The sequence below is a fragment of the Planococcus sp. TJ-201 genome (assembly GCF_058268495.1).
The window spans coordinates 226,044-250,126 of sequence record NZ_JBZDOG010000003.1; the positions used below are offsets into that span (position 1 = coordinate 226,044).

General features: G+C 43.4%; 25 protein-coding genes. 17 read left to right on the forward strand and 8 right to left on the reverse strand.

Going from position 1 to position 24,083, the window contains the following annotated elements:
- The first annotated feature begins 79 nt into the window (after window positions 1–79).
- Entirely contained in the window at window positions 80–286 is a 207-nt protein-coding gene (locus tag AC4EG4_RS09475) for a hypothetical protein (RefSeq protein ID WP_490987640.1), read from the forward strand.
- A gap of 288 nt (window positions 287–574) precedes the next feature.
- Here AC4EG4_RS09475 and AC4EG4_RS09480 read toward each other — a convergent pair whose 3' ends face one another.
- From AC4EG4_RS09480 to AC4EG4_RS09495, 4 genes are all read right to left on the reverse strand, one after another.
- Entirely contained in the window at window positions 575–1,147 is a 573-nt protein-coding gene (locus tag AC4EG4_RS09480; protein ID WP_490987641.1) for a hypothetical protein, read from the reverse strand.
- 221 nt (window positions 1,148–1,368) lie between these two features.
- Window positions 1,369–1,653 carry a hypothetical protein gene (locus AC4EG4_RS09485; RefSeq protein WP_490987642.1) on the reverse strand — a complete coding sequence of 95 codons (285 nt, stop codon included), beginning with the start codon at window positions 1,651–1,653 and terminating at the stop codon, window positions 1,369–1,371.
- A 36-nt stretch (window positions 1,654–1,689) separates the two neighbouring features.
- Complete coding sequence (locus AC4EG4_RS09490) at window positions 1,690–2,109, reverse strand: hypothetical protein (RefSeq protein WP_490987643.1); 420 nt, start codon at window positions 2,107–2,109, stop codon at window positions 1,690–1,692.
- A gap of 29 nt (window positions 2,110–2,138) precedes the next feature.
- Window positions 2,139–2,579: a hypothetical protein gene (locus tag AC4EG4_RS09495; protein WP_490987644.1), complete on the reverse strand. Its 441-nt coding sequence runs from the start codon at window positions 2,577–2,579 to the stop codon at window positions 2,139–2,141.
- A gap of 423 nt (window positions 2,580–3,002) precedes the next feature.
- Between AC4EG4_RS09495 and AC4EG4_RS09500 the strand changes: the two genes are divergently transcribed.
- The 6 genes from AC4EG4_RS09500 (at window position 3,003) to AC4EG4_RS09525 (ending at window position 11,369) form a co-directional block, all read left to right on the forward strand.
- Window positions 3,003–3,614: a TetR/AcrR family transcriptional regulator gene (locus AC4EG4_RS09500; protein WP_490987645.1), complete on the forward strand. Its 612-nt coding sequence runs from the start codon at window positions 3,003–3,005 to the stop codon at window positions 3,612–3,614.
- Between the two features lie 26 nt (window positions 3,615–3,640).
- Window positions 3,641–5,956 carry an MMPL family transporter gene (locus AC4EG4_RS09505; protein ID WP_490987646.1) on the forward strand — a complete coding sequence of 772 codons (2,316 nt, stop codon included), beginning with the start codon at window positions 3,641–3,643 and terminating at the stop codon, window positions 5,954–5,956.
- A 193-nt stretch (window positions 5,957–6,149) separates the two neighbouring features.
- A complete protein-coding gene (locus AC4EG4_RS09510; protein WP_490987647.1) occupies window positions 6,150–7,136 on the forward strand; it encodes a DNA/RNA non-specific endonuclease in 987 nt (328 codons plus the stop codon).
- 288 nt (window positions 7,137–7,424) lie between these two features.
- Window positions 7,425–7,751, forward strand: coding sequence for a nucleoside triphosphate pyrophosphohydrolase (locus AC4EG4_RS09515; protein WP_490987648.1), 327 nt, complete (start codon window positions 7,425–7,427; stop codon window positions 7,749–7,751).
- Window positions 7,744–10,173: a DEAD/DEAH box helicase family protein gene (locus tag AC4EG4_RS09520; protein WP_490987649.1), complete on the forward strand. Its 2,430-nt coding sequence runs from the start codon at window positions 7,744–7,746 to the stop codon at window positions 10,171–10,173. Before AC4EG4_RS09515 ends, AC4EG4_RS09520 begins: the two co-directional genes overlap by 8 nt.
- Window positions 10,174–10,418: 245 nt before the next feature.
- Window positions 10,419–11,369: a ribose-phosphate diphosphokinase gene (locus AC4EG4_RS09525; protein WP_490987650.1), complete on the forward strand. Its 951-nt coding sequence runs from the start codon at window positions 10,419–10,421 to the stop codon at window positions 11,367–11,369.
- Between the two features lie 50 nt (window positions 11,370–11,419).
- On the opposite strand, the gene AC4EG4_RS09530 is transcribed toward AC4EG4_RS09525, so the two are convergent.
- On the reverse strand, window positions 11,420–11,596 hold the full coding sequence (locus tag AC4EG4_RS09530; protein WP_490987651.1) for a hypothetical protein: 177 nt from the start codon (window positions 11,594–11,596) through the stop codon (window positions 11,420–11,422).
- A gap of 130 nt (window positions 11,597–11,726) precedes the next feature.
- On the opposite strand from AC4EG4_RS09530, the gene AC4EG4_RS09535 reads away from it, so the two are divergent.
- The 4 genes from AC4EG4_RS09535 (at window position 11,727) to AC4EG4_RS09550 (ending at window position 14,403) form a co-directional block, all read left to right on the forward strand.
- A complete protein-coding gene (locus tag AC4EG4_RS09535; RefSeq protein WP_490976972.1) occupies window positions 11,727–11,942 on the forward strand; it encodes a DUF6366 family protein in 216 nt (71 codons plus the stop codon).
- Between the two features lie 24 nt (window positions 11,943–11,966).
- Complete coding sequence (locus AC4EG4_RS09540) at window positions 11,967–12,374, forward strand: DUF4181 domain-containing protein (RefSeq protein WP_490987652.1); 408 nt, start codon at window positions 11,967–11,969, stop codon at window positions 12,372–12,374.
- 300 nt (window positions 12,375–12,674) lie between these two features.
- A complete protein-coding gene (locus AC4EG4_RS09545) occupies window positions 12,675–13,133 on the forward strand; it encodes a TetR/AcrR family transcriptional regulator (protein ID WP_490987653.1) in 459 nt (152 codons plus the stop codon).
- A 232-nt stretch (window positions 13,134–13,365) separates the two neighbouring features.
- Window positions 13,366–14,403: a zinc-dependent alcohol dehydrogenase gene (locus AC4EG4_RS09550; RefSeq protein ID WP_490987654.1), complete on the forward strand. Its 1,038-nt coding sequence runs from the start codon at window positions 13,366–13,368 to the stop codon at window positions 14,401–14,403.
- An 11-nt stretch (window positions 14,404–14,414) separates the two neighbouring features.
- Here the strand turns inward: AC4EG4_RS09550 and AC4EG4_RS09555 are convergent, their stop codons facing one another.
- Window positions 14,415–15,824: a DHA2 family efflux MFS transporter permease subunit gene (locus tag AC4EG4_RS09555; protein ID WP_490987655.1), complete on the reverse strand. Its 1,410-nt coding sequence runs from the start codon at window positions 15,822–15,824 to the stop codon at window positions 14,415–14,417.
- A 586-nt stretch (window positions 15,825–16,410) separates the two neighbouring features.
- Here AC4EG4_RS09555 and AC4EG4_RS09560 point away from each other — a divergent pair.
- Window positions 16,411–17,511, forward strand: a complete 1,101-nt coding sequence (locus tag AC4EG4_RS09560) for an MFS transporter (protein ID WP_490987656.1) — start codon at window positions 16,411–16,413, stop codon at window positions 17,509–17,511.
- Here AC4EG4_RS09560 and AC4EG4_RS09565 read toward each other — a convergent pair.
- Window positions 17,492–18,064 carry an ArsR family transcriptional regulator gene (locus AC4EG4_RS09565; RefSeq protein ID WP_490987657.1) on the reverse strand — a complete coding sequence of 191 codons (573 nt, stop codon included), beginning with the start codon at window positions 18,062–18,064 and terminating at the stop codon, window positions 17,492–17,494. The two genes, AC4EG4_RS09560 and AC4EG4_RS09565, sit on opposite strands and share 20 nt — an antisense overlap.
- A 229-nt stretch (window positions 18,065–18,293) precedes the next feature.
- Between AC4EG4_RS09565 and AC4EG4_RS09570 the strand changes: the two genes are divergently transcribed.
- The gene (locus AC4EG4_RS09570) at window positions 18,294–18,767 is read left to right on the forward strand and encodes a hypothetical protein (RefSeq protein WP_490987658.1); all 474 of its coding nucleotides are present in this window, start codon (window positions 18,294–18,296) and stop codon (window positions 18,765–18,767) included.
- 39 nt (window positions 18,768–18,806) lie between these two features.
- Window positions 18,807–19,055 carry a hypothetical protein gene (locus AC4EG4_RS09575; RefSeq protein WP_490987659.1) on the forward strand — a complete coding sequence of 83 codons (249 nt, stop codon included), beginning with the start codon at window positions 18,807–18,809 and terminating at the stop codon, window positions 19,053–19,055.
- A 624-nt stretch (window positions 19,056–19,679) separates the two neighbouring features.
- Here the strand turns inward: AC4EG4_RS09575 and AC4EG4_RS09580 are convergent.
- On the reverse strand, window positions 19,680–20,504 hold the full coding sequence (locus AC4EG4_RS09580) for a MurR/RpiR family transcriptional regulator (protein WP_490977906.1): 825 nt from the start codon (window positions 20,502–20,504) through the stop codon (window positions 19,680–19,682).
- A 149-nt stretch (window positions 20,505–20,653) separates the two neighbouring features.
- Here AC4EG4_RS09580 and AC4EG4_RS09585 point away from each other — a divergent pair, with 149 nt between their 5' ends.
- From AC4EG4_RS09585 to AC4EG4_RS09595, 3 genes are read left to right on the forward strand one after another with little or no spacing between them, the layout of a single operon-like run.
- Complete coding sequence (locus tag AC4EG4_RS09585; protein WP_490976980.1) at window positions 20,654–21,538, forward strand: DUF8171 family membrane protein; 885 nt, start codon at window positions 20,654–20,656, stop codon at window positions 21,536–21,538.
- Window positions 21,538–23,280 carry an ABC transporter ATP-binding protein gene (locus AC4EG4_RS09590; protein WP_490987660.1) on the forward strand — a complete coding sequence of 581 codons (1,743 nt, stop codon included), beginning with the start codon at window positions 21,538–21,540 and terminating at the stop codon, window positions 23,278–23,280. The genes AC4EG4_RS09585 and AC4EG4_RS09590 overlap by 1 nt, the downstream gene beginning before the upstream one ends.
- Entirely contained in the window at window positions 23,246–24,070 is an 825-nt protein-coding gene (locus AC4EG4_RS09595; RefSeq protein WP_490976982.1) for an energy-coupling factor transporter transmembrane component T family protein, read from the forward strand. Before AC4EG4_RS09590 ends, AC4EG4_RS09595 begins: the two co-directional genes overlap by 35 nt.
- The last annotated feature ends 13 nt before the right edge of the window (window positions 24,071–24,083 follow it).

The window sequence follows — 24,083 nt, forward strand, 5'->3', positions numbered from 1 at the left end:
AGGGCAATGGGTATAAAAAAAGGACAATTCATTGGATTTACAGTCTTATCAATCACAATTTAATTTGGAGGACAGGCGAATGAGCAACTACGAAAAATTAGAAAAAGAACGGAAAAAAATGATTGCAAAAGAGAAAGAAAAAGAATTCGAAAAAAGACTTGGCGATAACCCAAAGGCGTTAAAGAATCAATCGAAATTTAAACAAATAGTATCGTGGATTGTTCTATTTTTTATTATTTTCTATGGTTTTGAATTTTTCCTTTTTTTGGTATCATTTTTACAATAATGAACCTATTTTTATATGAAATTTATATAGGAAAGATAATCCTTATGCCATCACGAAATTATTGGAATTGGCTTGCCAGTAAAACATAAGATTAACAACTTGTGCCTGTTTTCTAAAGACAGGTCAATTGATTAAAAATAGAGGGATGCCGTGCTAATAAGATTTTCACGTAGAATTTTTTGCCCTTTTATGCGTACTCGTTTTGTAAAAGAAGGGAAAGTACAGACAAAAAAAGAGTAGCTTTCGCCAACCTTTTTTCTTAAGCAATCGTTCTCAATTGCAGTATAGTTACCTTTTGTCTTCCATACCAACTGATGGCGACGAATTTAAATCCACATCCTTGATCCCTTCCCAAGTAAAAAAACGAACGGTCGTTGCAGTCATCCATTCTTCTTTACCCAAACCTAAAACACCTTCAGGATCGATACTAGAAGGATGATCCCGGGACATAATCATAATGGAAATTGATTGGTCATCAAGGGGCTTGCCAACAAAACCGAAGTTTGTCTTGTAAAAACTATAGAAATAAGTGGTTTCTCCCAACGTGGCATGCCGGTATTCGATTACTAAGGATTGCTGGCTATCGGGATTGACGATTGTCCTGTAATCATTATCCATTAATAAAACGATAAAACCGTGGGCCAATACTATAGGTATACCAATGAAAAGGATGGCTGTTATCCAAACATTAGAAAGTTTGGATCTAAAGACGAGGACACTAATCATAACAATGTTTAATACCAAGGGGATGACATATCCTGTTGGTTTCAAGAAGAGTAGAACATAATCTGTATAATGCAAGATAACAAGGATGAAGTCCATAATTCCCAAAGTGACGAGCATCCATTTTTCTTTTGTCATAAGATTCCACGTCCTTATGGATTTTGTAGTTTCGCCCATCGGTTCTTACCCAACTGGAGCTGTTTATTGAAGAAGTTCTGACTCGCATAATTAGTAAACCAACATCTCAGCGCTCCATGCCATTCACAGCCTTAACGTATACCACTTAGTGATAAAAATAGTGAATCGGCAGAGCCTGGGGCATCTAGGTAACCTGGGATGAAGGAAGTGATAATCAGCAATTAGTTTTTGCTTTTTAGTTCTAAAAGTATTGGAGTTATATTTAATAAAATTGATAATATTGTTAAAACCCATAAGGCCGCTGCCATGATCGGCACAACATCCAATAAGGCTGACCAGTCCTCCGCCTTTACCCAACTGGACACCATACTATAATCTGCGACAACGGTTAATGCTGTAAAGGACAATCCCATCGCCATCGCCAATTTATAATCTTTGCCTATTGCATACATAAAAAGATTGATGCAAGTTGCTGCTATTGCGACAAGCCCGAATATAAACCACATAGTTATACCTCCGTCTGCACTGGGAATTACTATTCCTTAGCTGTAGTCTGCTGTGGGATTGATACGTTTTTTATTCTTCTTAATAAACAAGCTAAATAAACCGAGTAGCATTTGAATAAAACCGAGCATTAATAATTGAACTGTTGGCAAGTACCATTCTCCGATTAAAAAGACTGGCATCGCACTGCAAACTAATAATAACCCTCCCAGTAGAATGGTGAATATAAAGACAACCCGATCTTTTTTTAGAAAGCCATAGACTGAAGCAATGGCATTTCCAATTCCAAAAATCATTATTCCGAAAACAGCTAAAGTTGCCCAACTGCCAAATGGCATTATACCTATCCACTCCTGTGGAAATGCAGTAAACACTCCCCGTTCTAAGAACATCGATGTCCCCATATAAAATGCACCTAGAGACAGTAATAAATTAAAAATGGCTAAGAAAAATCTCAATAATATCCCTCCGTTTAGCGTTGTAAAACTTATCTAATTAGCCGATATTCCCAACGATGAAAACACTCAATTAGAAGGTAATAGCCAGTTTCATCATCAAACATTATTGATCCACATTGTTCAGGGGATTCCATGACTGTGACCGGATTTTCTTCTGACTGCTTGAATCCACTTAAGTTTGGCGTTACGTGTATCCATTTTTGATCAGTATTTTTATCGTAGGAAGCAACTAAATCATAAATGACTACACCCTTAGCGCTCCTTTTTGGACCGCTTTCAAAAGCATTTGGATTTTCAGGAGTATCCGCCACTTCTACAGCAATCTTCACTGAGCTTTCTTTCCCATCCTCAAAATCTCGAATAAACCTTTGCAATTCCTTGTTCTGCGAGAGTTTTTCTTCTTCGGAAAGGCTGGAACATCCTGTTAAAATGACGGACAGAAAAAGGAGGACAACAAAAGCTTTATACATCTATACATTCTCCTTTCTTGCAAACAAGAAGTGGTTTTTGGGAAGTTATGGAATTGCTACAATGAATGACGCAACTGGAAATGCAAAAGTTCATTCTTAGTAGATATGTTTTATTTGTTTCGGAGAACAGAAGCTTCACAGTTAATTTTAGAATCATCTAATTTACCGGCATCCGCTTGAGCAAAAGGGAGGAATGGAACTTAATTGCACTAACTTCTCTGCCTCTATCGTTTTATCCTATAGCCGCTTCCAAAATCAATTGGCTACAACTAATAAATAGAGATCCTTGCGCTTGATAATACAGTACAATTTCACAATCGAACGAAGAATATACAATTGTCTCTAAAAATGCACAAAGGGAAAGTTTGCCCTTTGTGCATTTTTTATGTTATAACATGAAAGTATCGAAAATGAGGTGACGGAATGTCCGACAGCAGTTTACGGGATAAGAAAAAAATAGCGACCCGCCAGGCTTTGGCTGAAGCTGCCTTCGATTTGGCAGTGGAGCGGGGAGTGGATGGTTTTGTGGTAGAAGATATCGTCACCAAGGCCGGCTATTCGCGCCGGACGTTTGCCAATTATTTTTCATGCAAGGAAGAAGCGATTGCCAATTCTTTGACGATGAATGATTATTTGGAGCAAGACGACCAATTTTCGTTTTCTGCAAATGATTATACGCCGCTGAGCACCATTGAAATGTATATTCGGGGCAGCTTTACGATTAATAAACTAAAGCGGCTCAATTGGCTCATTTCCCTGTCCCGGAATCATCCGACACTCAAGTTGTACGTAACCGGTGCGTTAAAGGAAGTACAGGATTTTGCCAGACGCGGCATCAGTGAAGAATTTGGCAGCGAATATCCGGAAGAGTATTACCATATTCTAATCGGTGCTGTGTTCGGAGCGGTTTTGCCGGTTCTTGACGAAAGCATCGACGTGAAATTGCCGGAAAATGGAGAAGAACAGGGAACAGACAATGAGTTTAATCAATATGTTGATATTGTCTTTGCTCATTTACGAAAAGGATTTAATTAAAGAAAATAGAGAACGGAGTTGCAAACGTGTCAAAGTTTTTTTACAGCATCGGAAAAACGGCATACAGCAAGCCTTGGATTTTCATTGCCAGCTGGCTGCTCATTTTAGGAGTCATCATTACTGCCATCGTCACAAATGGTGTGAACACAAGCAGTGAAACGAGAATTGACGGAACCGCAGCGCAAGACGTGCTGGATCAGTTGGCGGAAGATTTCCCGGTCGCTTCGGGTGGTCAGGGAAGTTATATTTTTGAGGTTCCTGAAGGGGAAACGATTGATGAAGCGGCAAATGCGGGAGCTCTCGCACTGGCTGTGAACGAAATTTACGAGCTGGATCATGTGGTAAATCCGATGGGTATGCTGCAGGACGAGGAAGCAATGGCCCAGATGGAGGAAATGCAGGCCATGTTGAGCCAGCTGCAGACGCCAACAGTTGCCCACCGGCCTTTCGTAGTTCAGGAAATGCCGGTTCCAGGCGTCCAAATTTCTGAAGATGGCACCGTCGCCCTGTTCCAATTCCAGATGACAAAACAGGCGGAAGACCTGACGGAAGATGAGCGTGCTGAATTGTCAGCGGCTGCGTCTACCGTGGAAGACGATACATCTATGGAAGTCATCCCAACAGGCACGCTGCAAGGGGTGGACATCCCGATCGGCGGTACACATGAAATTATCGGACTGGCAATCGCCGCTGTGATCCTCGTTGTCACGCTCGGTTCGCTTATTGCCGCTGGTTTGCCGCTCGTCGTGGCATTGATCGGCGTCGGTGTAGGCGTCGGCGGCACGTTCGCCGTATCCAGCTTTTTTGAGATCAATAGTTTGACGCCGGTTCTGGGTCTGATGATTGGCCTGGCAGTCGGAATTGATTATGCGTTGTTCATTGTCAACAGACAGCGCAAGCTGATCATCGACCAAAAGCTGTCCGCAAAAGAAGCGGCAGCCCGTGCGCTGGGTACAGCAGGCAGTGCGGTATTTTTCGCCGCTCTGACCGTCATCATCGCACTCAGCGGCTTGCTTGTCATCGGCATTTCTTTCCTGAGCAGCATGGCGATCGTCGCTTCATTGACTGTTCTGATCGACTTGCTCGTCGCATTGACCCTTCTGCCCGCATTGCTTGGGCTGATCGGTGAACGAATCGTTTCCGTTAAGACAAGACAGAAAGAACAGGCAAAAACAGACGCCAAACCGAGCTTTGCGCATAGCTGGATCGCCGGCATTCTCAAAGCAAAATGGGTCGCAGTACTGCTTGTCATTGCAGTTCTTGGAACTCTTTCCGTTCCGGTATTGCAGATGAATCTTGGCATGCCATCTGGTGCCAGCGCCAACGAAGATACAGCTGTCAGACAAAGCTACGACATTATATCTGATAGTTTTGGCGAGGGCTATAACGGCCCGCTGCTGCTCGTTGCAGAAAACGAGGATGCGGGTCCAGTTGCTCCTGAAGAATATGTCCAGCTGCTGACGAATATCGCTCAGCTAGACGGCATTTCTGAAGTGTCCCCGGGCGGTTTTAACGAAGACGGAACCATCGCCATCGTTTCCATCATTCCAGCGAGCGGACCGACAGATGACACGACAAAAGAATTGGTGGAAAGCTTGCGCTCAGACGCGGCGACTGTCGAAGGTACCCAGCTTGAGGTTGGCGTGACCGGCTTAACTGCAGTCAATATCGACATCTCAGAGAAATTAGCGGAAGTATTCCCAATCTACATCGGAATCATCGTCATCCTGTCGCTTCTCATCCTGCTTGTTGTGTTCCGCTCAATCATCATCCCGATCAAAGCAACTGTCGGCTTCCTGCTGAGCATCATGGCCACATTTGGTGCAACTACAGCCGTGTTCCAGTGGGGCTGGTTCGGTTCGATGTTCGGAATTGATACAGGCGGTCCCTTGTTGAGCTTTATTCCGATACTGGTGACGGGAATCCTATATGGCCTCGCAATGGATTACCAGGTATTTCTTGTTTCTTCCATGCGCGAAGCTTATATTCATGGACAAAAAGGCGACCGTGCCATTGTGAATGGGTATAAGACCGCGAGCAAAGTGGTTGTTGCTGCAGCGTTGATTATGGTCTCGGTGTTCTCCGGCTTTATCTTCACGGATGACATCATGATCAAGCAGATCGGCTTTGCCTTGGCATTCGGGATTCTTGTGGATGCCTTCCTGATCCGGATGATCTTTGTGCCAGCAGTCATGTCGATGTTTGGCGACAAAATCTGGTGGCTGCCGAAATGGCTCGATAAGCTTCTGCCGGATCTGGACATCGAAGGAGAAAAACTCCTGCAGGAACTGGACAAAAAAGAAAAAGTGAAAGTGAAAAATGCAGAAGAAAATCCTGTATAACATACTCTAAGCTGCCGGGAAACTCTCGGCAGCTTTTGTTTTTCCTTATAATTCTTTTTATAAAATTTATCACAAAAGAATTTACTACCATAAATTTAATATTGGAATATACTAGTATTATTATGTTTAAAATGTTAATTTTTATAAATTAACATTTTAAAACAGCATGGAACTAGTAGAGGAGCGTCTTTAAATGAAAAAGAAAATGAAGTATCTAATCGTCCTTTTAACGGTTATTTTTATGGTGGGATGTACGGAAGTAGAAGATGCAGCAATTACAGGTACAGAAACAGATGCACAAGAAGTAACCACAGCTGAAGCAAATGAAAGCAGCGATAAAGAAGAAACGATCCCTACGGTTGTAGAGGAAGCAGTAGCAGAGGAACCAGTAGCAGAGGAACCAGCAGCCGAACCAACTGAGGAGCTACTCGCAGGATACGAGCTGATCGAAGTGGATGGGGGCGATTTGTCTGGAACGCGTGAACCGAACGTTGCTGTTAACATTGGCTTTGGAGACCGTGACTATTGGGCCTTCACGAATGAACACGGGCAGCTGGCGCGTGTCGTTGCAGACGAAATCATTGTACAGGATGACAGCACCGAACCTGTCTTATCGTCTGGCAGGTACTATCCCGATGAAGCCAAGGTGCCGGGTGTCGAAAGTGACGTATTAGATGAGGGGCATGTCCTTGCGGATTCTCTTGGAGGGGTGTCGAATGCCTATAATATTACCCCGCAAGAAAGTACGCTCAACCGCCATGGCGATCAAGCGTATATGGAAGACGTCATCCGCGACGCAGGTGGAGCCACGAATTTTGAAGCCATCATCACCTATCCGGATACGGAAACGCAGATCCCTTCCAGTTATCAATATACGTATACGGTAATGGGGAACGAAGTCGTGGATACCTTTGACAACGTGAACCCGGATGAAGTAAACGCATCCCTCGGGTTAACCGGCAGTGAGCCTACTGATTCTAGTGCAGACACAGACAGTCAGCCTGCCGAGTTACCCGCTGCAAACACAGGTGGTGATGTAGCCAGTGTCGATACGAACGGCAATGGACAGGTGACGATCAAGGAAGCCAAAGCAGCAGGTTTTAGTATGCCGATCATGAGTGATCATTGGTTATATCCGCATATGCGGGATAATGACAATGATGGGATGGTCGGGGAGTAAACCGCTCGAGCTTTGAGGCAAGATGAATGAAAGAACCATTTTCTCTTTGGACAATTTAAAGCAAGTGGCGATTTCCTTGTGGAATTCTATTTGAGTAAAGACCTCGATTCAAACGAGGTCTTTTTTTACTATAAGTAATAGAGATGAGTTTTAATGTGCAAAGGGCTAAAAATATATGTGTTCATTTATAGGAACACAAAGTAACATACCTTCTTTCCAACACGAAATAAGAGCCGAAATGATATGTTAAAATAGCCTTAACAAGTATTTCGATAAAGGAGCTTACCTATGCCCATCTATAACAAGCTAGTCCGCGATGCAATACCAGAAGTAATCGAAAAGACGGGAAAAGAATTTTCAACTCGTATTCTTGAAGAAGATGAATATGAAGCTGAAGTGAAAAAGAAATTAGGCGAAGAATTAGAAGAATACAAAGATGCAGCAACTAGTGAAGAAGCAATTGAAGAATTGGCTGACATCCTCGAACTTCTTCACGCAGCAACAAAAATCCACGGTTCTTCTTTTGAAGAGTTGGAAGGAGTCCGCCAGGCAAAAGCTGAGAAGCGCGGCGGCTTTGAAAAACGGATATTTCTAATCGAGGTTGAAGATGACTAAGCTGGAACTGGTCACTTCTCAGCTTGTTTTGCATTTGGAAAGATTATCAAAAGAAGCGGTTGAAATTCAGTGGATCACAGCATTTGCGATGAAGTCTGGCGTGAAAAAGATCATTCCTTTCCTGCAGCAGGCGGCTAGAAGAGGTGTACCGATTAAACTGCTGGTAGGCGACTATCTGTTTGTCACGCAGCCGGATGCGCTGCAATTGCTTTTGGAAGAGCTGCCTTCTGCGGAAATTCGGATTTGGAAGAGCGGGGGAACTTCCTTCCATCCGAAATCTTATTTGTTTCGGGGAACAGAAGCTTCGCAGCTAATTGTGGGATCATCTAATTTATCAGCCTCCGCATTAACCACAGGGGTGGAGTGGAACTTAATTGCGCCAACATCTGTGGACGCGGAGGTTTTTGAAGAAGCGACCGTTCAATTTCTAAAAAACTTTTATGCCGATCAAACAGTATCTTTAAATACAGAGACATTGGCAGAATATCGGTCATTACATAAAGCAGCAAATCTTAAACGGCCCATCAGCCCGGTGTGGTCGGAAGCAGAAGAAGTCGAAATGACGGTCGGGCCAACACTCCCACAGTCGCCTGAAGTAGCGGAAACTCCATTGGCTTACGGCTCAGCGATTTCCCCTAGACCTGCGCAAAGCGAGGCGCTGGAAGCCTTGGACAACGTACTGGCCGAAGATTACAGCCGAGCGATGGTGGTGCTGGCAACGGGGCTAGGAAAAACCTATTTAGCCGCTTTTTTTGCGGAGAAATTTAAACGGGTGCTATTTGTCGCACACCGGGAAGAAATTCTGACCCAGGCTGAACAATCATTCCGACACGTTCATCCGGATCGGACGAGTGCATTTTATAACGCTTCGGAGAAAAAGACGGATGCGGATTTTATATTTGCTTCGATCTACACATTGGGAAGCCAGTACCACTTGGACCAATTTGAAAAGGATGCTTTTGATTTGATTGTGGTTGATGAGTTTCATCACGCAGCCGCGCCAACGTATGAGCGATTGCTCCATCATTTTGAACCGAAGTTTTTGCTGGGCATTACCGCCACGCCTGACCGTATGGACAATAGGGACGTTTATGCGTTATGTGATGGAAACGTAGCGATCTCCATTCATTTCCTAGATGCCATAGAGCGCACTTGGCTTGCGCCGTTCAATTACTACGGCGTGTATGACGATACCGATTACTCCGCAATCCCATGGAGAGGAACCCGGTATGATGAAGGGGAATTGCTGCAAGTGCAGCTGCGGGAAGAGTTTGCGCAAAAGATCTTTGAAGAGTGGAGCCGGTACAAGCAGACGAGAACCATCGTCTTCTGCTCATCAGTCAAGCAAGCTCTGTATATGAACAACTTCTTTCAGCGCAAAGGAGTCCAATCAATTGCGCTGCATGGGGACTCTCATCCGCAAGAGCGAAAAACTGCCCGTTCCAAGCTGGATTCAGGGGAACTTGATCTCATTTTCACAGTTGATTTATTCAATGAAGGTGTGGATATTCCGAAAGTGGATACCCTTCTTTTCATTCGGCCGACCGAATCGCTGGCCGTTTATACGCAGCAAATCGGCCGCGGCCTGCGAATTGCAGAAGGAAAGTCGCATTGCGTCATCATCGATTTTATCGGCAACTACCGAAATGCTGACTTGAAACTGGCTGTTTTTAATAAAGAAGAAAGCCGGGCTTCAAGTAAACCCAGTGAACCGCTTGTGCCGGCTCTTTGTGAATTTAACCTGGACCTGCAAGTCATCAACCTGTTAGAGGAAATGCGCAGAAAAAGAGCGCCTCGAAAAGAAGCATTGGTTCTGGCTTATCAGGATTTGAAAAAGGAAATAGGAAGACGCCCGACGTATTTAGAGTTCCACCTTCACGCCAACCTCGATTCCAAAACGATAAAGCAGGAGTTTGGCAGTTACGTTGGAATGCTTGCTTTTGCGGATGAGCTGACGGAAAAAGAGCAAGACGTCTGGCTGAAGTTTAAAGGTTGGTTTTTGGAAGCTGAAAAAACCGGCATGACCAAAAGCTATAAAATGGTGGTTCTGAGTTATATGCTGTCCAAAGGGGAAAAAGGCTGGCTTGATTCGATAACACCGGTTGAAACTGCACCTTTCTTTCATCGTTATTTAACAGAAAAAGATTACCGAATGAATATAGATTTCAGCGATGTCCAAGGGAAAAAAATGCGCATGTATAACCAGGAGAAAGTGGCAGACTTGATTGCTAAGATGCCGATGGTGAAATGGAGCGGAAGTGCAAAAGGAGAACTTGTTTCTTTTGAAGAAGGGATTTTCCGCTTCAAGCTGCAGCCTGCTGGGGAAGAAAATGAGATCTTATATAAATGGACTCAAGAGATAGCTGAATATCGATTGCATGCTTATTTCGAGAGAAAAGCAGCATTTTTAACAACTCGTTGAACTATTACGTTGGTGCATAGTTATGAGGCGCACGCTTTTCTTATAACGCCAGCTACTAAACGAGATTGAAAAACTTATGACAATTCATCTATCTAACAGCAAGAACACTTTAAACCATTGGCTATTCCCCTAGCAACGCGTTATCATAAAAGCAACTGCTGCAGAAATTATGCAGTTGGTTGACCTTGGCAGCAAGCCGGTCAGCTATCAAATAGATTCAATAAATTTTCGAAGGGGGCTATCATTTGCCATACCAATTAGGGGAAAACTTTAAGCTGTTTACACTAAATTCAAATCCAGAACTGGCCCAGGAAATTGCGGACGAGCTCGGCTGTCAGCTGGGGAAAAGCTCGATCAAACACTTTAGCGATGGCGAAATTCAAATCAACATCGAGGAAAGTGTCCGGGGCAAGGAAATTTACTTGATTCAATCGACATCCCAACCGGGAAATGAGCATGTGATGGAACTGTTGATCATGATTGATGCATTGAAGCGTGCGTCTGCGGAAACCATCAACGTCGTTATGCCTTATTATGGCTATGCGCGCCAGGACCGTAAAGCGAGTTCGCGTGAACCGATTACGGCGAAACTGGTGGCCAACATGCTGGCAAAAGCAGGGGCTACGCACATCATCACCATGGACTTGCATGCTCCTCAAATTCAGGGATTCTTCAATATGCCGGTCGATCAGCTGCTTGGCGAAAAGATCCTGTCGAAGCATTTTCTGGATAAAGGATTGGAAGATGCCATTGTGGTAGCACCGGACAACGGCGGGTTGGGAAGAGCCCGTAAACTGGCGAATCATTTGGATGTTCCGATTGGCTTTATCGACAAGCGCCGGATGCAGCCGGGTGAGCCCGAGACGGTGAACATTGTTGGAGACATCAAAGGCAAAAACGTCGTCATCATCGTGGATATCATTGATACGGCAACGACGATTTCGTTGGCTGCCAACGTCTTGGTCGAAAACGGCGCGAAAGCTGTTTATGCTTGCTGCACACATGCGGTCTTATCAGGCAATGCCGTTCAGCGCATCGAAGAGTCGGCCCTTACGGAACTGGTCGTAACGAATACGATCCGTGTGCCTGAAGAAAAACAGACGCCAAAAATCACGATTCTGTCCGTCGCTCCATTATTGGCTGAAGCGATTGAGCACGTGCACAACGAAAAACCGGTCACGCCTTTGTTTGAATAAATTCTGATACGAAAAGCACCGCAGAAAATTTTCTGCGGTGCTTTTGCTGTTTAATGGCTGTGTGCCTTGTTCTGTTGCTTTTTGTGCAGTCCGTAAAAGAACGCGGCAATAACTAAAGAGGCGATAAAAGCACCAAGGGTAATGTCGCCTGGAAACAGGAACGACAAAATCAAAAAGGCTACGCCGACTACCACCATCACGATCGACAGCAACAGGTTTGCATTCAAGGAGCTTCCCTCCGTTCAGTTCTTGATTTTTGTTAAAAATCATTTGGCAAATAAAGGGCAGAATTAAAAATCTATGTCATAATAACATTATACATTAATTGAATTATTAGTAAATTAAAGGGGGGAGCACATGGATTCGAGAAAGAATGCAAAAGAAAACAGAGAACGCCTCAAACAAAATGAACTGAAACGCAATCCGGGAGGCTCTGCACGCGATGGGTTCGATAACAGCGCTGGAAACGGCAACGTCACAGACATTGCGGGCGACATGGGTTGGAAAGGCATGGTTTTATTAATTCTTGTGTTGGTTTTAGGCTATGCTATTTATCAATTCTTTTTTAATTAAAGAGGCTACCAAGGAGGATGTAGCATGTTTTGGTTGAAAGTTGGATTAGGCCTCATCATTTTATACGTATTGATTAGGTTGGTTAAATTCTTTTTGAAAAAACAATTTAACATTGAGGAAGAGAAACGGGAGTGGTTTTCTTACAACCATATCAACAAGACGCATAAGAAAGTTGATTGGTTTATCCGAACTGTTGCGCTTGTGGCACAGCTGGCATTCTTATATTGGGTTATTTTTGAGGAGTATTCCATCCTATTTATTCTCGTGCCAATGTTTCTGGTGGTAATAGCGGACTTTAGCGTTAGGGCATTCTTTGAGTGGAAATACTCGGACAACCCCAAGCAGGCGATCCTGACCGTTGGAGAAATGGTAGTTTTTGTAGCCGTGCTGGCCGTGACCTTTCAGTTTGATTTGCTTAATTTAGGATATTAGAACATGAATGAATCGTTGGGTGATCCAGAACGCCGCAATGGTTCTATTTTCGTTTTACAAACTTACTCGACCATTGACCTCACTGGGGAAGGAAGCTATACTTTCGGAATCGTTTAGTTCCATTTGAAAAAACTCAATTTCGTTCAATCCCAGCAGTTTCCTTTTTTATGTCGTCATTCTTTTCTCTCCTTTATTATCAAGAATCAATATGTTTGTTCTATTACTAAAAAACCCCGAAAACTTTTATAATCTTTCCAGGTTTCTCAGTTTTAAAAGACTAATCAAGCGGAGGCTGCCAAAGTGAAAAACTACCACGACATGCGGGCGATCCGGACGCGTCAAACTATCCGCGATGCGTTTATCGATTTGCTGGAGCATAAGCGCTATAACCAAATCACGATCAGCGAGCTGACGAAAGCGGCGCGTGTCAACCGAGTGACCTTTTATCTGCATTACAAAGACCTCGATGACTTTATTATGCAGCTGGTCGATACACTGATCGAGGAGCTTTTTCAGTTTATGGAGCCGCTGAGTGACAAGCCTTATGAGCCCGGCTTTGAACTTGAAGCATTAACGCGTCTGCTGGAATACATTGCAGAACATGAACGCATTTACCGAATGATGTTCGTTTCAAAAGGAGTCCCTTACTTCACACCACGAATGATGGGCTTTCTGCGCAACATTATGCTGACGCATCCGCGAAACGAACACGGAACGCATTTTCCGGGCGTTGAGATCGAGACAGATATCGCTTCCTAGTATGGAACTTCTGCTTTGATCGATACGATCAGCCTGTGGCTGGGTGAAGATATGCCGTATTCACCGAGTTATTTAGCCGAACAAATTGTGAAATTGAACCCTTTTCGCGCCTAAAATAATTTACAGTCTATCGGTTTCTGTCAATTAAACTACAGGATGTAACAAGCTGTTGATTGTTTAATTTTGAGTGGAAGTTAAGATGGACGTAAGAGGAGATGAGGGGGCATTATTTATGGCAAATGGACAAAAGACATACAAAGCAGGAATTTATAAAGCAGGAAATACGGTAGTCATTGAAGAGCGGCCAATACCCGAAGTGGGTGCGACAGATGTGCTGCTGCGAAACGAACGCGGTGGAATTTGCGGGACAGACATCAACATCGTCAAAGCCGGAAATGAAATGGGAATTCTGTTCGACAAGGAGTTTGGACACGAATTCGCAGGAATCGTCGAGGCGGTTGGAGCGGAAGTCAAAGGACTGACAGCAGGCATGCGCGTAGCTGTCAATCCAATTACTGCAAAACGGGCGGGCCGCCGTTATAGCTTAATGGCTGGCGGCTTTTCAGAATATGTATTGATTGAAGATGCAGCAGTAAACCATAACCTTTTTCCGTTGGGTGAAGGCGTAACCGCCAATGAAGGCGCGCTGGTCGAGCCAATGAGCGTTGGCTGCCATGGGGCTTTTTCCATCAATCCAAAGCCTGGTGAAAAAATCGTCATTCTTGGAGCAGGGCCAATCGGTCTGTCCGCTGCAGCTATGCTAATCGGTGAAGGCATTACCGATGTTGCCGTTGTTGATATGGTGGACTGGCGCTTGGCTAAAGCTGAAGAACTTGGGGCAAAGGCAATCGATACGTCGAAAATTTCACTTACAGAAGGCTTGATTGCCGTCTTTGGAACAAGGGATGCCTATGGTGAAGAAGTTCCGGACGTAGATGGTTTTGTGGATGCGGCAGGGGCAGCGCCGCTGTTCCAGCAAGTGATGGAAATCGCTAAGCCCAACGCACGCTACGCGGTTATTGCGGTCTACAAGAACGAAGTTCCGGTCAGCCTTGTTCAGGTCATGAGCAAGGAAATTCAGATTCATGGCGCTTCAGGGTACTCGACAGCAGACATCTTGCGTGTCATTGATCACCTCAATAAAAAGAAAACACCGATTGCAACCATGATCACACAAGTGTATAAGCTTTCTGATATTCAGCAGGCATTTGATACAGCGATAGAAGCGAAAGATTCGATCAAAGTGCTAGTGGATCTGACGAACGAATAACCATTTTTGCGTTATTTCACCGCGACGCGGTTGTTTTTAATAAACAGCGATCCGATCAAGCCAATAGCTGCGGCTATCAATACCGCGTAAAACGCATAATGGGTACCGAAAGCCAGAAACTCGGCGGGATTGCCTGCGCCAAAGTCAGCGATGAAGTTTTCTTGACCGGCGGTGAACAAAGTAATGGCAATTGCCGTACCAGCAGCGCCTGCCAATTGCGTGAGGGTGTTCATGGCAGCTGAGCCATCTGCGTACAATTCTGGCGGCAGTTGATTCATGGCGTGCGTCTGTGCCGGCATAATCGTCATGGAAATACCCAGGAACAAAATGCACAGAGCGGCAATAATTTGCCATACCGGAGTTGTCGCTGACAAGATCAACAAGAACACGACGGCGGCAATCGTTACGAGGGCAAAACCGGCACGGGTAAAGATGCGGGCGCCCACGCGGTCAAAGTTGGATCCAACAATTGGCGCCATGATGATATTGATCAAGTTCGCCGGCAGCATCAAGAGTCCTGCAGCAATCGACGTGTAAGCCAGTACACTCTTCAAGTAAATCGGAATCAGGATCGCCACCGAAAGAATGACGAACAAGGTTAAGAACATCAGCACGGTTCCAAGGGCGAACATCGGGTATTTGAAGACGCGCAAGTTGACCATTGGCTGCGGCATTTTCAGCTGGCGGTTGATGAACAGCAGCAAGGCGATGACACCAACAAGCAGCGGCGCCCAAACAGCCGGTTCAGTAAAGGCGGTTTCAGCCAAGGTTGCCAAGGAAAAGATAATGCCGCCAAATGCGAAGGTCGATAACAACAGCGAGATCACGTCAATTTTCGGCTTGGTAATATCCGAGACGTTTTCTGTATTCAACGCTCCGATCAGCAACAGGACATTTAACGCGACCATCATAAAGAAAATGTAATGCCAGCTGCTGGCATTGATGATCAATCCGCTTAAGGTAGGCCCAAGAGCTGGACCGGCGGTGATGACCAATCCAACGATGCCCATGACCGATCCGCGTTTTTGGATCGGGAAGATCAACAGGATGACACTGAACATTAACGGCAGGAAAATGCCGGTGCCGATTGCTTGGACCAAGCGGCCAACGAGCAACACGGAAAAACTGGGTGCCAGTGCAGCAAGCAGCGCGCCGAGTGAAGAAATGAGCAACGCAGAGACGATCAACTGGCGAGTTGTAAACCAGCGTACCAGATAAGCGGACAACGGCACCAAGATGGCCAAGACCAATAAGTAGCCGGTCGTTAGCCACTGGGCAGTTCCTGCAGTGATGTCGAAGTCTTCCATGATGTTGGTTAACGCCATGTTTAATGCGGTTTCACCAAATAAGCCGATAAACGATCCGATCATTAAAATAGCGGCCATGGTTTTTGGTTTTTTTACTTGTACATGTGAATTCATAATGCAACTTCTTTCTATCTATAGTTTTGAACTGCTGAGTTTTCAACACTCTCTAGATTCTATTTGCAACTATATCAAAAATTCTTTTAGAAATTCAATGTAATTCTTACGGACGAAAGAGCATGTAGACACAACTTCGCCATATTTTATTTTAGAAAATACCGTTGAAAGGATTGCTGCAGGCTATCCGGTTCAACAACTGGAATAAAACGGCATCTATTTGTTCTATTAGAATCGAATAAGCTTCCAGGAACATGAAAATAACCAGATACGACAAGGCTTCGTATCCACCTTCACCAGAGTGCTACCACTTTTTCGAAAAATTCAATAGCTTTATTGGGAAATGGATCAAAATTAACACAAAAGAATTAATTAGAAAAATACAATTTTACTAGAGTTTTCGTTATGTCGAGATGTAAAAACAAAATCACCTGCTTCACTTGGAATTTAATGTGACTGTAATCATATCACGAGCAATAATTTTCCCTGAGTGCCCACACTGTTGTAAGTAGAAACAGATATTGACAAAATATTATTTATCGTTAAAATTTATTTTAATGATAAATAATATTTGTGTGGTGTCCATTTGTTCAAAAATAAAAGTATACGCAATCTTTTTTTCGGAAGGCTGGTTTCGACATCTGGGGATAGTTTGTATGAAATTGCGGTGATTTGGTATGTGTTTGAGTTAAGCCAAAATGCTTTTTATACAGGAGTGGCAGCTGCCATTGTGATGATTCCCAAATGCTTTAATTTCCTCTTGGGTCCGCTGATTGAAGAAATGAACAAAGCTAAAATACTGGTGTATGCGCAGTTTTTTCAATTTTTGTTGATGCTGTCGATTCCAGTAGGCATTTGGCTGGGGTACGAGTCGGTTTTTCTCGTTCTCGGAATTATGTTTTGTATTTCGTTTCTCGAGAATTTCCAGGGAACGGCTGAAATTGCTGTTGTGCCCAAAATTGTATTGAAAGAGCAGCGGGGAAATTTCAATTCCTTGATCAGCAGTTCACAGCAAATCGTGGACATTGCCATGAAAGCCGTTTTTGCCGGGTTTATTTTAACAATTGGCGTTCAAAACATTTACTTGTTCAACGCGCTGACATTTTTAGCGGCCGCTATCTTTTTCAGTATGGTGAAAGTGAGTTCATCACCGGATGAGTTGAAACGAAAAACTGGAGACTGGGTGGAGTATAAGCACAGCTTGAAAACTGGATTCGTCTATTTTTTCAAATCGAACATTGTTTTTATTTGCCTGCCGTTTTTGATTGCCAACTTTTCTTTCGGTATGGCAGAAGCCATTCTTCCTGTCTATGCCAATGAAAGAGGGGGAGCAGAGCAATACGGCATCATCATACTGGCCATCACACTTGGCAATTTGGCGGGATCTCTACTGGTGGTGAAAGTGACGAGGTTTCCTCTTGGCGTTCTGATGATGGTGCTGCCACTGCTCTCGTTTGTGTTGTGGGCGTCTTCAATTTTTATGAGCAGCAATTGGATTTCAGCGATTTTTCTGGGGTTGGCGTTCCTGCCGTTTGGCATGATGAGCATCTTATTGATTACATTTTTGCAAACATCAATCGACGAGAACATGCTGGCCAGGGTTTCTTCAATTATTGACAGCATTATGGTATCCGCTGCAGGAACAAACTTAAACCGAACAAAAACCACTAGGCATTTTCAGGCTTAGTGGCTTTTGCGTCGGTTTCGTATGTCAGGATGGAAAAAGTATACTCCTTAGCATCTTGTTGGTCTTTTGTGGACCGGCTGCTGATGAGTCTCTCAATCTCTTCATTCACTTGCACCCATTCGTCATTGGTAAGCGAAACAGTCGCTTCTCTGTACATCGCTCGTGAATACTCCTGCTCTCCATCATTTCTCGGCCCTTCTAAATCGGCTTTCAGGACATTCATTCCTTTGTTGAAGGTCATCAAAACATGAGCCAGAAGAGAATCCGAATTCTTTCTCGCGAGTTCCCCCTCCAAGCCCATAAATTCCTCGTTGCTGAACAGGTGGCGTGATGTATAATACTTTTCAATCAAGTTGCCGATTTGTTTTTCTTCACTCACTTTAATCAGCTCGCTGCTCAAAAGTTTTTGGATCGGGTAATACAGCCGCGAAGGCTTGTCATCCAACTCGGTAGCAATCTCCTTCACCGTCTTTTGTTGAGTCTTAACAGAATAAAGAATGGCTTCTATTTTAGGGTCGGAAATCAACTTCATCAAATCAAAATTGCTGGTCATGCACTCACTCCTTTATCGGGCGTATAAATTAATTTTAACGGAATAAAAAACTTTAACAACAACTAAAAGAAAGTTTATTATGAGACTCAGAAAGCTATCTGCTCCAAAACTTTAGAGGTAATATTAATGGGTATTTTTGGTATAATGTATATAGAGCAATCACTCAGTTAAAAGAACGGAATTTTAAAAGCGGCGTAGATAATGGGCAAAATGCGAAGGGGAAGCATGAATGCAATATTTAATAGATGAAGATCATTGGGATTTAGAAGGTTATGCAGAACAAAAGGAAAAGATTTTGGGCAGGTTCAATAAAGAAACAGCAAGGTTTTTAAAAAACAACTCTTTTCATGACGGGAAAGTCGTTTCAATCAATATTTTGAATCAAGAAAACGGAGAAACAAAAGATCCCACTACCGTCAAAATGATCATCGAGCATCGCAATGAGGAATTGTATGAAGTTCAGTGGATCAATGTTAGGAAGTTTTTTATGGACTATGACATTAAACGCAATGTATATGCGAACGCACCACATAAAATCGCATTTGGCGGAAGAAGAGGATTGGATGAATGGGGCTATGATGAACTTCTCCCGTTGAGCAAGAAGAAACTCCAACATGAAATTTTATTGTTTTCGCAGACAACGATTCAAATCTATTGTTCGAACGTGAAAATCAGAAAAATAAAAGCGCTGGATGTAACTTAATGCGAACCGAGCCGTATTAAAGGGAAAGAGGTGTTGCGCGTGACAGTTTTTGCATATTCAACCATCAGGTATTTCTCGTGGTTTCTTTTTATTTTCCTATTGCACTGGACGGGTGCACTTACTATTATTACCTTGTTCATCTCTTCAGTTTTGCTGATTTGGGCAAACTATTATTTTCAAAAAACCAATCGGGAGAAAGAATTTAAAAATAAATTAATCGATGGGTTATGGCTGCCTATTTTGGTTGGAACGATGGTTTTTGTTTTAGTTGAATACACGTTTTCATAGTGACAAAGAATTGGTTGAGGTGATGGAACTTGCATATAAAAATTTTGCAGTCAGTGCTGCTAATACTGGGATTATCTTCAGGCATTTCGTGTATTTTGCTGAATATTTATTTGTTCAACAATCCCGGAATAGAGAATGCTAAATTTTTAACGCGAATTTCTTATGTCCTGCTTATTCTGCCGATTCCGATAGCATTGGGACTGGATAAGTTGCGAAGTTCCCATCGAAAACAGGGTAAAACCTATCGATCCAATTAATGCTGCGATCAAAGGTAGAACTTTAAACTCTAAAAAGAGGTGATCGATTGTTTAATGAAAAGCCGAAATGTTTGTTGTGCAATCGGGACATTGAAGGGGACGAAGTCGTGCATATCAAGATGCGCTACCCCAAGAGAAAAGGATTTACTGAAATCAAAGCTTACTTAAAAAATGAAGCCCAGTTTACTTGTAAAGAATGCTTTGAAAAAAAGCCGTCTTGAACTTTGAGGTCAACAAGAGCCAATAGAAAAGCAGCGTAGGAATTTTCCTACGCTGCTTTTTTTTAGAAATACTCAAACTTTTTTTATTCAAACTAAATTTAAAGCAATCATTAAGCAGCAGTACCAGTTTTGCAGATATCGGGGGTTTATTTCTTAGGCAGCCGGCGTTGATAGGTTTTGCGCAAGTGGTGAAGGCGATGCAGTTTTTCGAGGCCGCCTTCTTCAAGTTTTCGGCCAGTCATAATAATGAGTGTTTCCAATAAAGCGACGGGAGCGACCATCGAGTGAAAATCTGCTTGTTCGCCTCTAGCTGTATAAAGAACGTGGTCAGCCAAGTTCAGCAGTGGGGAAACCAGCATATCCGTAATGAGTAAAGACCGCATTTGGATTTCGCGGCTGTGATCAAACAAAACATCAAGTTCTGGGGAAGATCGAACAAACCCGAAAACAAGGAGGAGGTCGCGGTGATCCATGTGAATCATGTCTTCATAAAGTTCATGGCCGCTCGGCGCAAGTTCTGTTACCGACAAACCATATCTTTTTAAACGAAAACTAAGCAACTGGACTAAGCCCTTTGAAGACCCTGATCCATAAATATGGATATGCCTCGCGCTTGCCAACAAATCTACCACGTTAATCAGTTGCGCTTCATCTATATGTTTATGGGTCTCGTATAAAAAGGTGATAGCTTCTTTAAACAGAGGCTCGGTTGCGTTTACAGGTGATTTGCGGACAGCTGACTGTACTTTGCTTGCAGGAGTAACGCCGATTTCCTTTTTTAAATGAACTTTGAACTCGCGCAAGCTTTTAAAGCCGATTGCCCGCCAAAAGCGAGAAACGGTAGCGATGCTTACTCCGGTAGCCTCGCCAATCTCTTTTTCGGTCATATAGGGAATACCGTCAGATTGCTTCTGAATATAATCGGCTATTTTTTGATGTGATTTAGATAATTTCCATTTAGAAAAATCCAGGGTGCATCTCTCCTCTCAAATTATATTTTACATAAATGATAATTAATTATCAAATAAATTTAAATAATAATTTATTTACACTAAATTCATGTTGTCTTTACATTCTCCACCTATACTCAAACCAAGTTTGAAATTAGAGGAGGAGAACAATGAAGATCAATGAAGAACGGAAACTGACCCAGTCCCAGAAGATGATGGTATTCGTCTTGTCCATGGCCCTTTTTGGAATGTCAAAAATGATTACAGAGCTTTTGCCCTCAAACGAAGTCGGTCCAATTGAATTTTCTATTTCGTATTTTGCGTTTATTCCACTTATCTTGGCTGCTCTATTTCATCCGCTTTACGTGGCTTTAGGAGCCTCAGTGGGAAGCATCATTTTCGCTGGCCTCTTGATGGGGGATTTTGGCGGAGTCGGTGAAATAGAAGGCTTTATCGAACTGACACTTGCTATTTATATCGCGGGTTTACTTGTCCGCAACCCTTTAAACAAAGGCCAATTGGTTTTGGCTTCTCTAGTGGGTGTAGGAATTGATCAGTTTCTCAGCTCAGTCGTGGATATCGGAAAAGTGTGGTTTGGTGTAGAAGGCTTTGACGCAGTACCTGGGCTTCCTGAGAGTATTGTCATCCTTGAACTGGTCAGTTTTGTGAACGAAATGATCATTACGGGTGTTCTATTCGGAGTAATACCGGTGTTGCTGCTGACACCTAAGCTTTACGGGAAAATCGAACCGCTTCTTGGCATGAAACCTCGTGATGCCCGTGTTGAAGCTGGATTAACTTCATACATAACACCTGGCTTGCTTTTGGCAGTCATCACGTTGACTTTTGTAGCAATGATTGCAGAATTTATCGCTGAAATGGAAGTAAACCTGTCCTTTTGGTCACCGGTTTTTCTTAGTCAGTTTGAAGAAAGCCAGAGGTGGATTGGTTACAGTGCATATGCCATTCTTGCAGTTCTTATTGTTATCTTCATCTACCGCTTAGTGAAGCATTTCTTAAAGCGTACAAATGAAGAAGACAAGGTAGCATTATGATGGAGCGTCCATTGGTACAGATGGAAAATGTTTCTTTCCGCTATCCAGGGGCGGATAACTGGGTATTAAAGGAAGTCTCATTAAACATTGAGCGTCATGACTTTATTGCTGTAATCGGCAGCAATGGTGCAGGAAAATCGACGCTCTGCAAGGCAATAAATGGCTTGATTCCACATTACTATGTAGGGGATTTTGAAGGCGACGTTATTATTGACGGCACAAGCACACGAAACACTAGTGTAGCTTATATGTCACAGCATGTGGCCTATGTTTATCAAGATTTTGAAAATCAGCTCGTCCGTCCGACGGTCTATGAAGAAATTCTGTTTTCACCGATGAATTATGGCTTTCAGGATTATGAGGCGCGCGCGGAACGGGCAATGGCGATGCTCGATTTGACTCATTTGAAAGATAAGTATATTTGGCAGTTAAGTGGAGGCCAAAAGCACTTGATCGCATTGGCGGGAGCTCTAGCATTGGATCCACAAATTCTCATTATCGATGAGCCGGTCGCCCAACTGGATCCTGCCCATGCCAAAGAGCTTTACAAAAAGCTTAAGCACATACACGAGACAACGGATAAAACGATCATTGTCATTGAACACCATACCGAATTTATAGCAGATTACTGCAAAGATGTAATCTTAATGGATGACGGCCGTGTGGCATGGAGAAAGCCGGTTGAAGAGGCGCTGAATTGCATCGAAGAACTAACGGGGTTGAATATTTTCCCGCCACAAGTAACAATGGCGGCAAAACAAGCACAAAAAAATTGGGGGTCCGGACCATTGCCCATCACATTAGATCAAGCGGTCAAATGGTTCGGTCAGATGTCATCTCCTTCCATAACACCTAGTCCCGTCAAATCAGAAATTCCAGCGGTCGAAAAAATGCCGATTCTGTCTTTGGAACATGTAAATTATGGCTATAAACAACTCAATCGAAAAGTTAAAGTCTTGTTGGAAGACATAAATTTGAATATTTATGAAAATGAGCGCGTCGCATTGGTAGGCAGCAATGGTGCAGGGAAATCGACAATTCTTAAGTTAATTGCGCGATTGCTTAAGCCACTTGGAGGCCAAATTTCATTTGATGGCAAGTCGCTGATGAAAGCATCACCGGAAAAGGCGGCAGAACACATCAGTTATATATTTCAAAATCCAGAGGAAATGTTTATTGAAGATTCCATTGAGAGAGATGTTGCGTATTACTTAACGGCGAGAAAAGATCCTTCAGCAAAAAAAATCACCGGACAAGCATTAGAGACGTTCCGGCTGCAGCCCATTAAGGAGCGGGACGGCAGATTGCTGAGTGGGGGTCAACAGCGCAGGGCATCGCTGGCAATTGGTGTTGCCATGAAGCCAGATATTATGTTGCTGGACGAACCAACTGCAAGTCTTGATCTTGCAACTCGAAGAGAGCTTGTGCGCATGCTGCAGCATATTGAAGGTTCTGTCCGTGCCAGCATCATCGCTACACACGATATGCAGTTAGTGGCTGAATGGGCAACGCGTGTGATTGTTCTCCATGAAGGAAATATATTGGCCGATTTAACTCCACGTGAGCTTTTTAAATCGGAAGCTATATTGGAACAGGCCTCTTTAGTGCCTCCGCAAATTGTCTCGCTGTGCCATCGATTGGGTTTGCGTCCGGCAGCTCTTTCGGTCGAAGAGTTTGTACGGGTTTTAATAGGCGAGGAGGATGAAGATGAACAGCTTTCAAAAGTTCTTTCAGAAGCTTAATGTAGAGAATATAAAAATTGAATTGATGCGTACAGCTTATGGCAATCAGGACACTTTATTGGCCAGATTGGACCCGCGAATGCTGGTCATTTGGGTGCTGGTATATTCCATCATCCCTTGGCTGACACACAATATGATCATCCTGATTGGGCTCACCTGTTTTACGGCTGTTCTCGCATATATATCAAGGGTTAGTCCATTGCTCATTGTGCTGCTTATTCTTGGGGTTATTTCTCAATTCACGTACCTCATTTTTGCAGCTGTATTTCTGAGCAGCAGTTTTGGTGCATTGGCAGCCATTATTCCTGTAACATTAAAGATCACCACAGTATCACTTGCAAGTCTCGCTGTTTTTACCAGTATGGACCCAGAAAAATTCAGCGATGCACTGCACAGCTTTGGTGTGCCTGGAAAATTCAGTTTTGGTGTTTCTTACAGTTATCGCATGCTGCCCATCTTAATAGAAGAATACCAAAACATTATTCACTCCTTTCGTCTTCGGGGGAGAAGTCCAGAGAAAAAAGGATTTCTTTACAGTCGAGTGTTATTTTATTACTTAAAAATGTGCGTACTTGCCTTTTATCCGATGATGCTCAATACTGCAAAGCGCACCCGGACAACAATCGAAGCACTTGAAGTCAGGGGTTTCAGCTATGCGGCAGAGAACAAAGAAACGAAAAAAATGAAATTAGCCTACTTGAAGTATCAGCGTTCTGATTATTTATTTTTGACTTGCACATTCGCCATTACTTCGGGCATCTATATTGGCGGCAACTTATTTTCTATTTAAGAAAGGATGATCA

Coding starts and splice junctions, on each gene's coding strand:
- AC4EG4_RS09475 (WP_490987640.1), top strand. CDS start 80: ATGAGCAACTACGAAAAATTAGAAAAAGAACGGAAAAAAATGATTGCA.
- AC4EG4_RS09480 (WP_490987641.1), bottom strand. CDS start 1,147: ATGACAAAAGAAAAATGGATGCTCGTCACTTTGGGAATTATGGACTTC.
- AC4EG4_RS09485 (WP_490987642.1), bottom strand. CDS start 1,653: ATGTGGTTTATATTCGGGCTTGTCGCAATAGCAGCAACTTGCATCAAT.
- AC4EG4_RS09495 (WP_490987644.1), bottom strand. CDS start 2,579: ATGTATAAAGCTTTTGTTGTCCTCCTTTTTCTGTCCGTCATTTTAACA.
- AC4EG4_RS09500 (WP_490987645.1), top strand. CDS start 3,003: ATGTCCGACAGCAGTTTACGGGATAAGAAAAAAATAGCGACCCGCCAG.
- AC4EG4_RS09510 (WP_490987647.1), top strand. CDS start 6,150: ATGAAAAAGAAAATGAAGTATCTAATCGTCCTTTTAACGGTTATTTTT.
- AC4EG4_RS09515 (WP_490987648.1), top strand. CDS start 7,425: ATGCCCATCTATAACAAGCTAGTCCGCGATGCAATACCAGAAGTAATC.
- AC4EG4_RS09520 (WP_490987649.1), top strand. CDS start 7,744: ATGACTAAGCTGGAACTGGTCACTTCTCAGCTTGTTTTGCATTTGGAA.
- AC4EG4_RS09535 (WP_490976972.1), top strand. CDS start 11,727: ATGGATTCGAGAAAGAATGCAAAAGAAAACAGAGAACGCCTCAAACAA.
- AC4EG4_RS09540 (WP_490987652.1), top strand. CDS start 11,967: ATGTTTTGGTTGAAAGTTGGATTAGGCCTCATCATTTTATACGTATTG.
- AC4EG4_RS09550 (WP_490987654.1), top strand. CDS start 13,366: ATGGCAAATGGACAAAAGACATACAAAGCAGGAATTTATAAAGCAGGA.
- AC4EG4_RS09555 (WP_490987655.1), bottom strand. CDS start 15,824: ATGAATTCACATGTACAAGTAAAAAAACCAAAAACCATGGCCGCTATT.
- AC4EG4_RS09565 (WP_490987657.1), bottom strand. CDS start 18,064: ATGACCAGCAATTTTGATTTGATGAAGTTGATTTCCGACCCTAAAATA.
- AC4EG4_RS09570 (WP_490987658.1), top strand. CDS start 18,294: ATGCAATATTTAATAGATGAAGATCATTGGGATTTAGAAGGTTATGCA.
- AC4EG4_RS09585 (WP_490976980.1), top strand. CDS start 20,654: ATGAAGATCAATGAAGAACGGAAACTGACCCAGTCCCAGAAGATGATG.
- AC4EG4_RS09590 (WP_490987660.1), top strand. CDS start 21,538: ATGGAGCGTCCATTGGTACAGATGGAAAATGTTTCTTTCCGCTATCCA.
- AC4EG4_RS09595 (WP_490976982.1), top strand. CDS start 23,246: ATGAACAGCTTTCAAAAGTTCTTTCAGAAGCTTAATGTAGAGAATATA.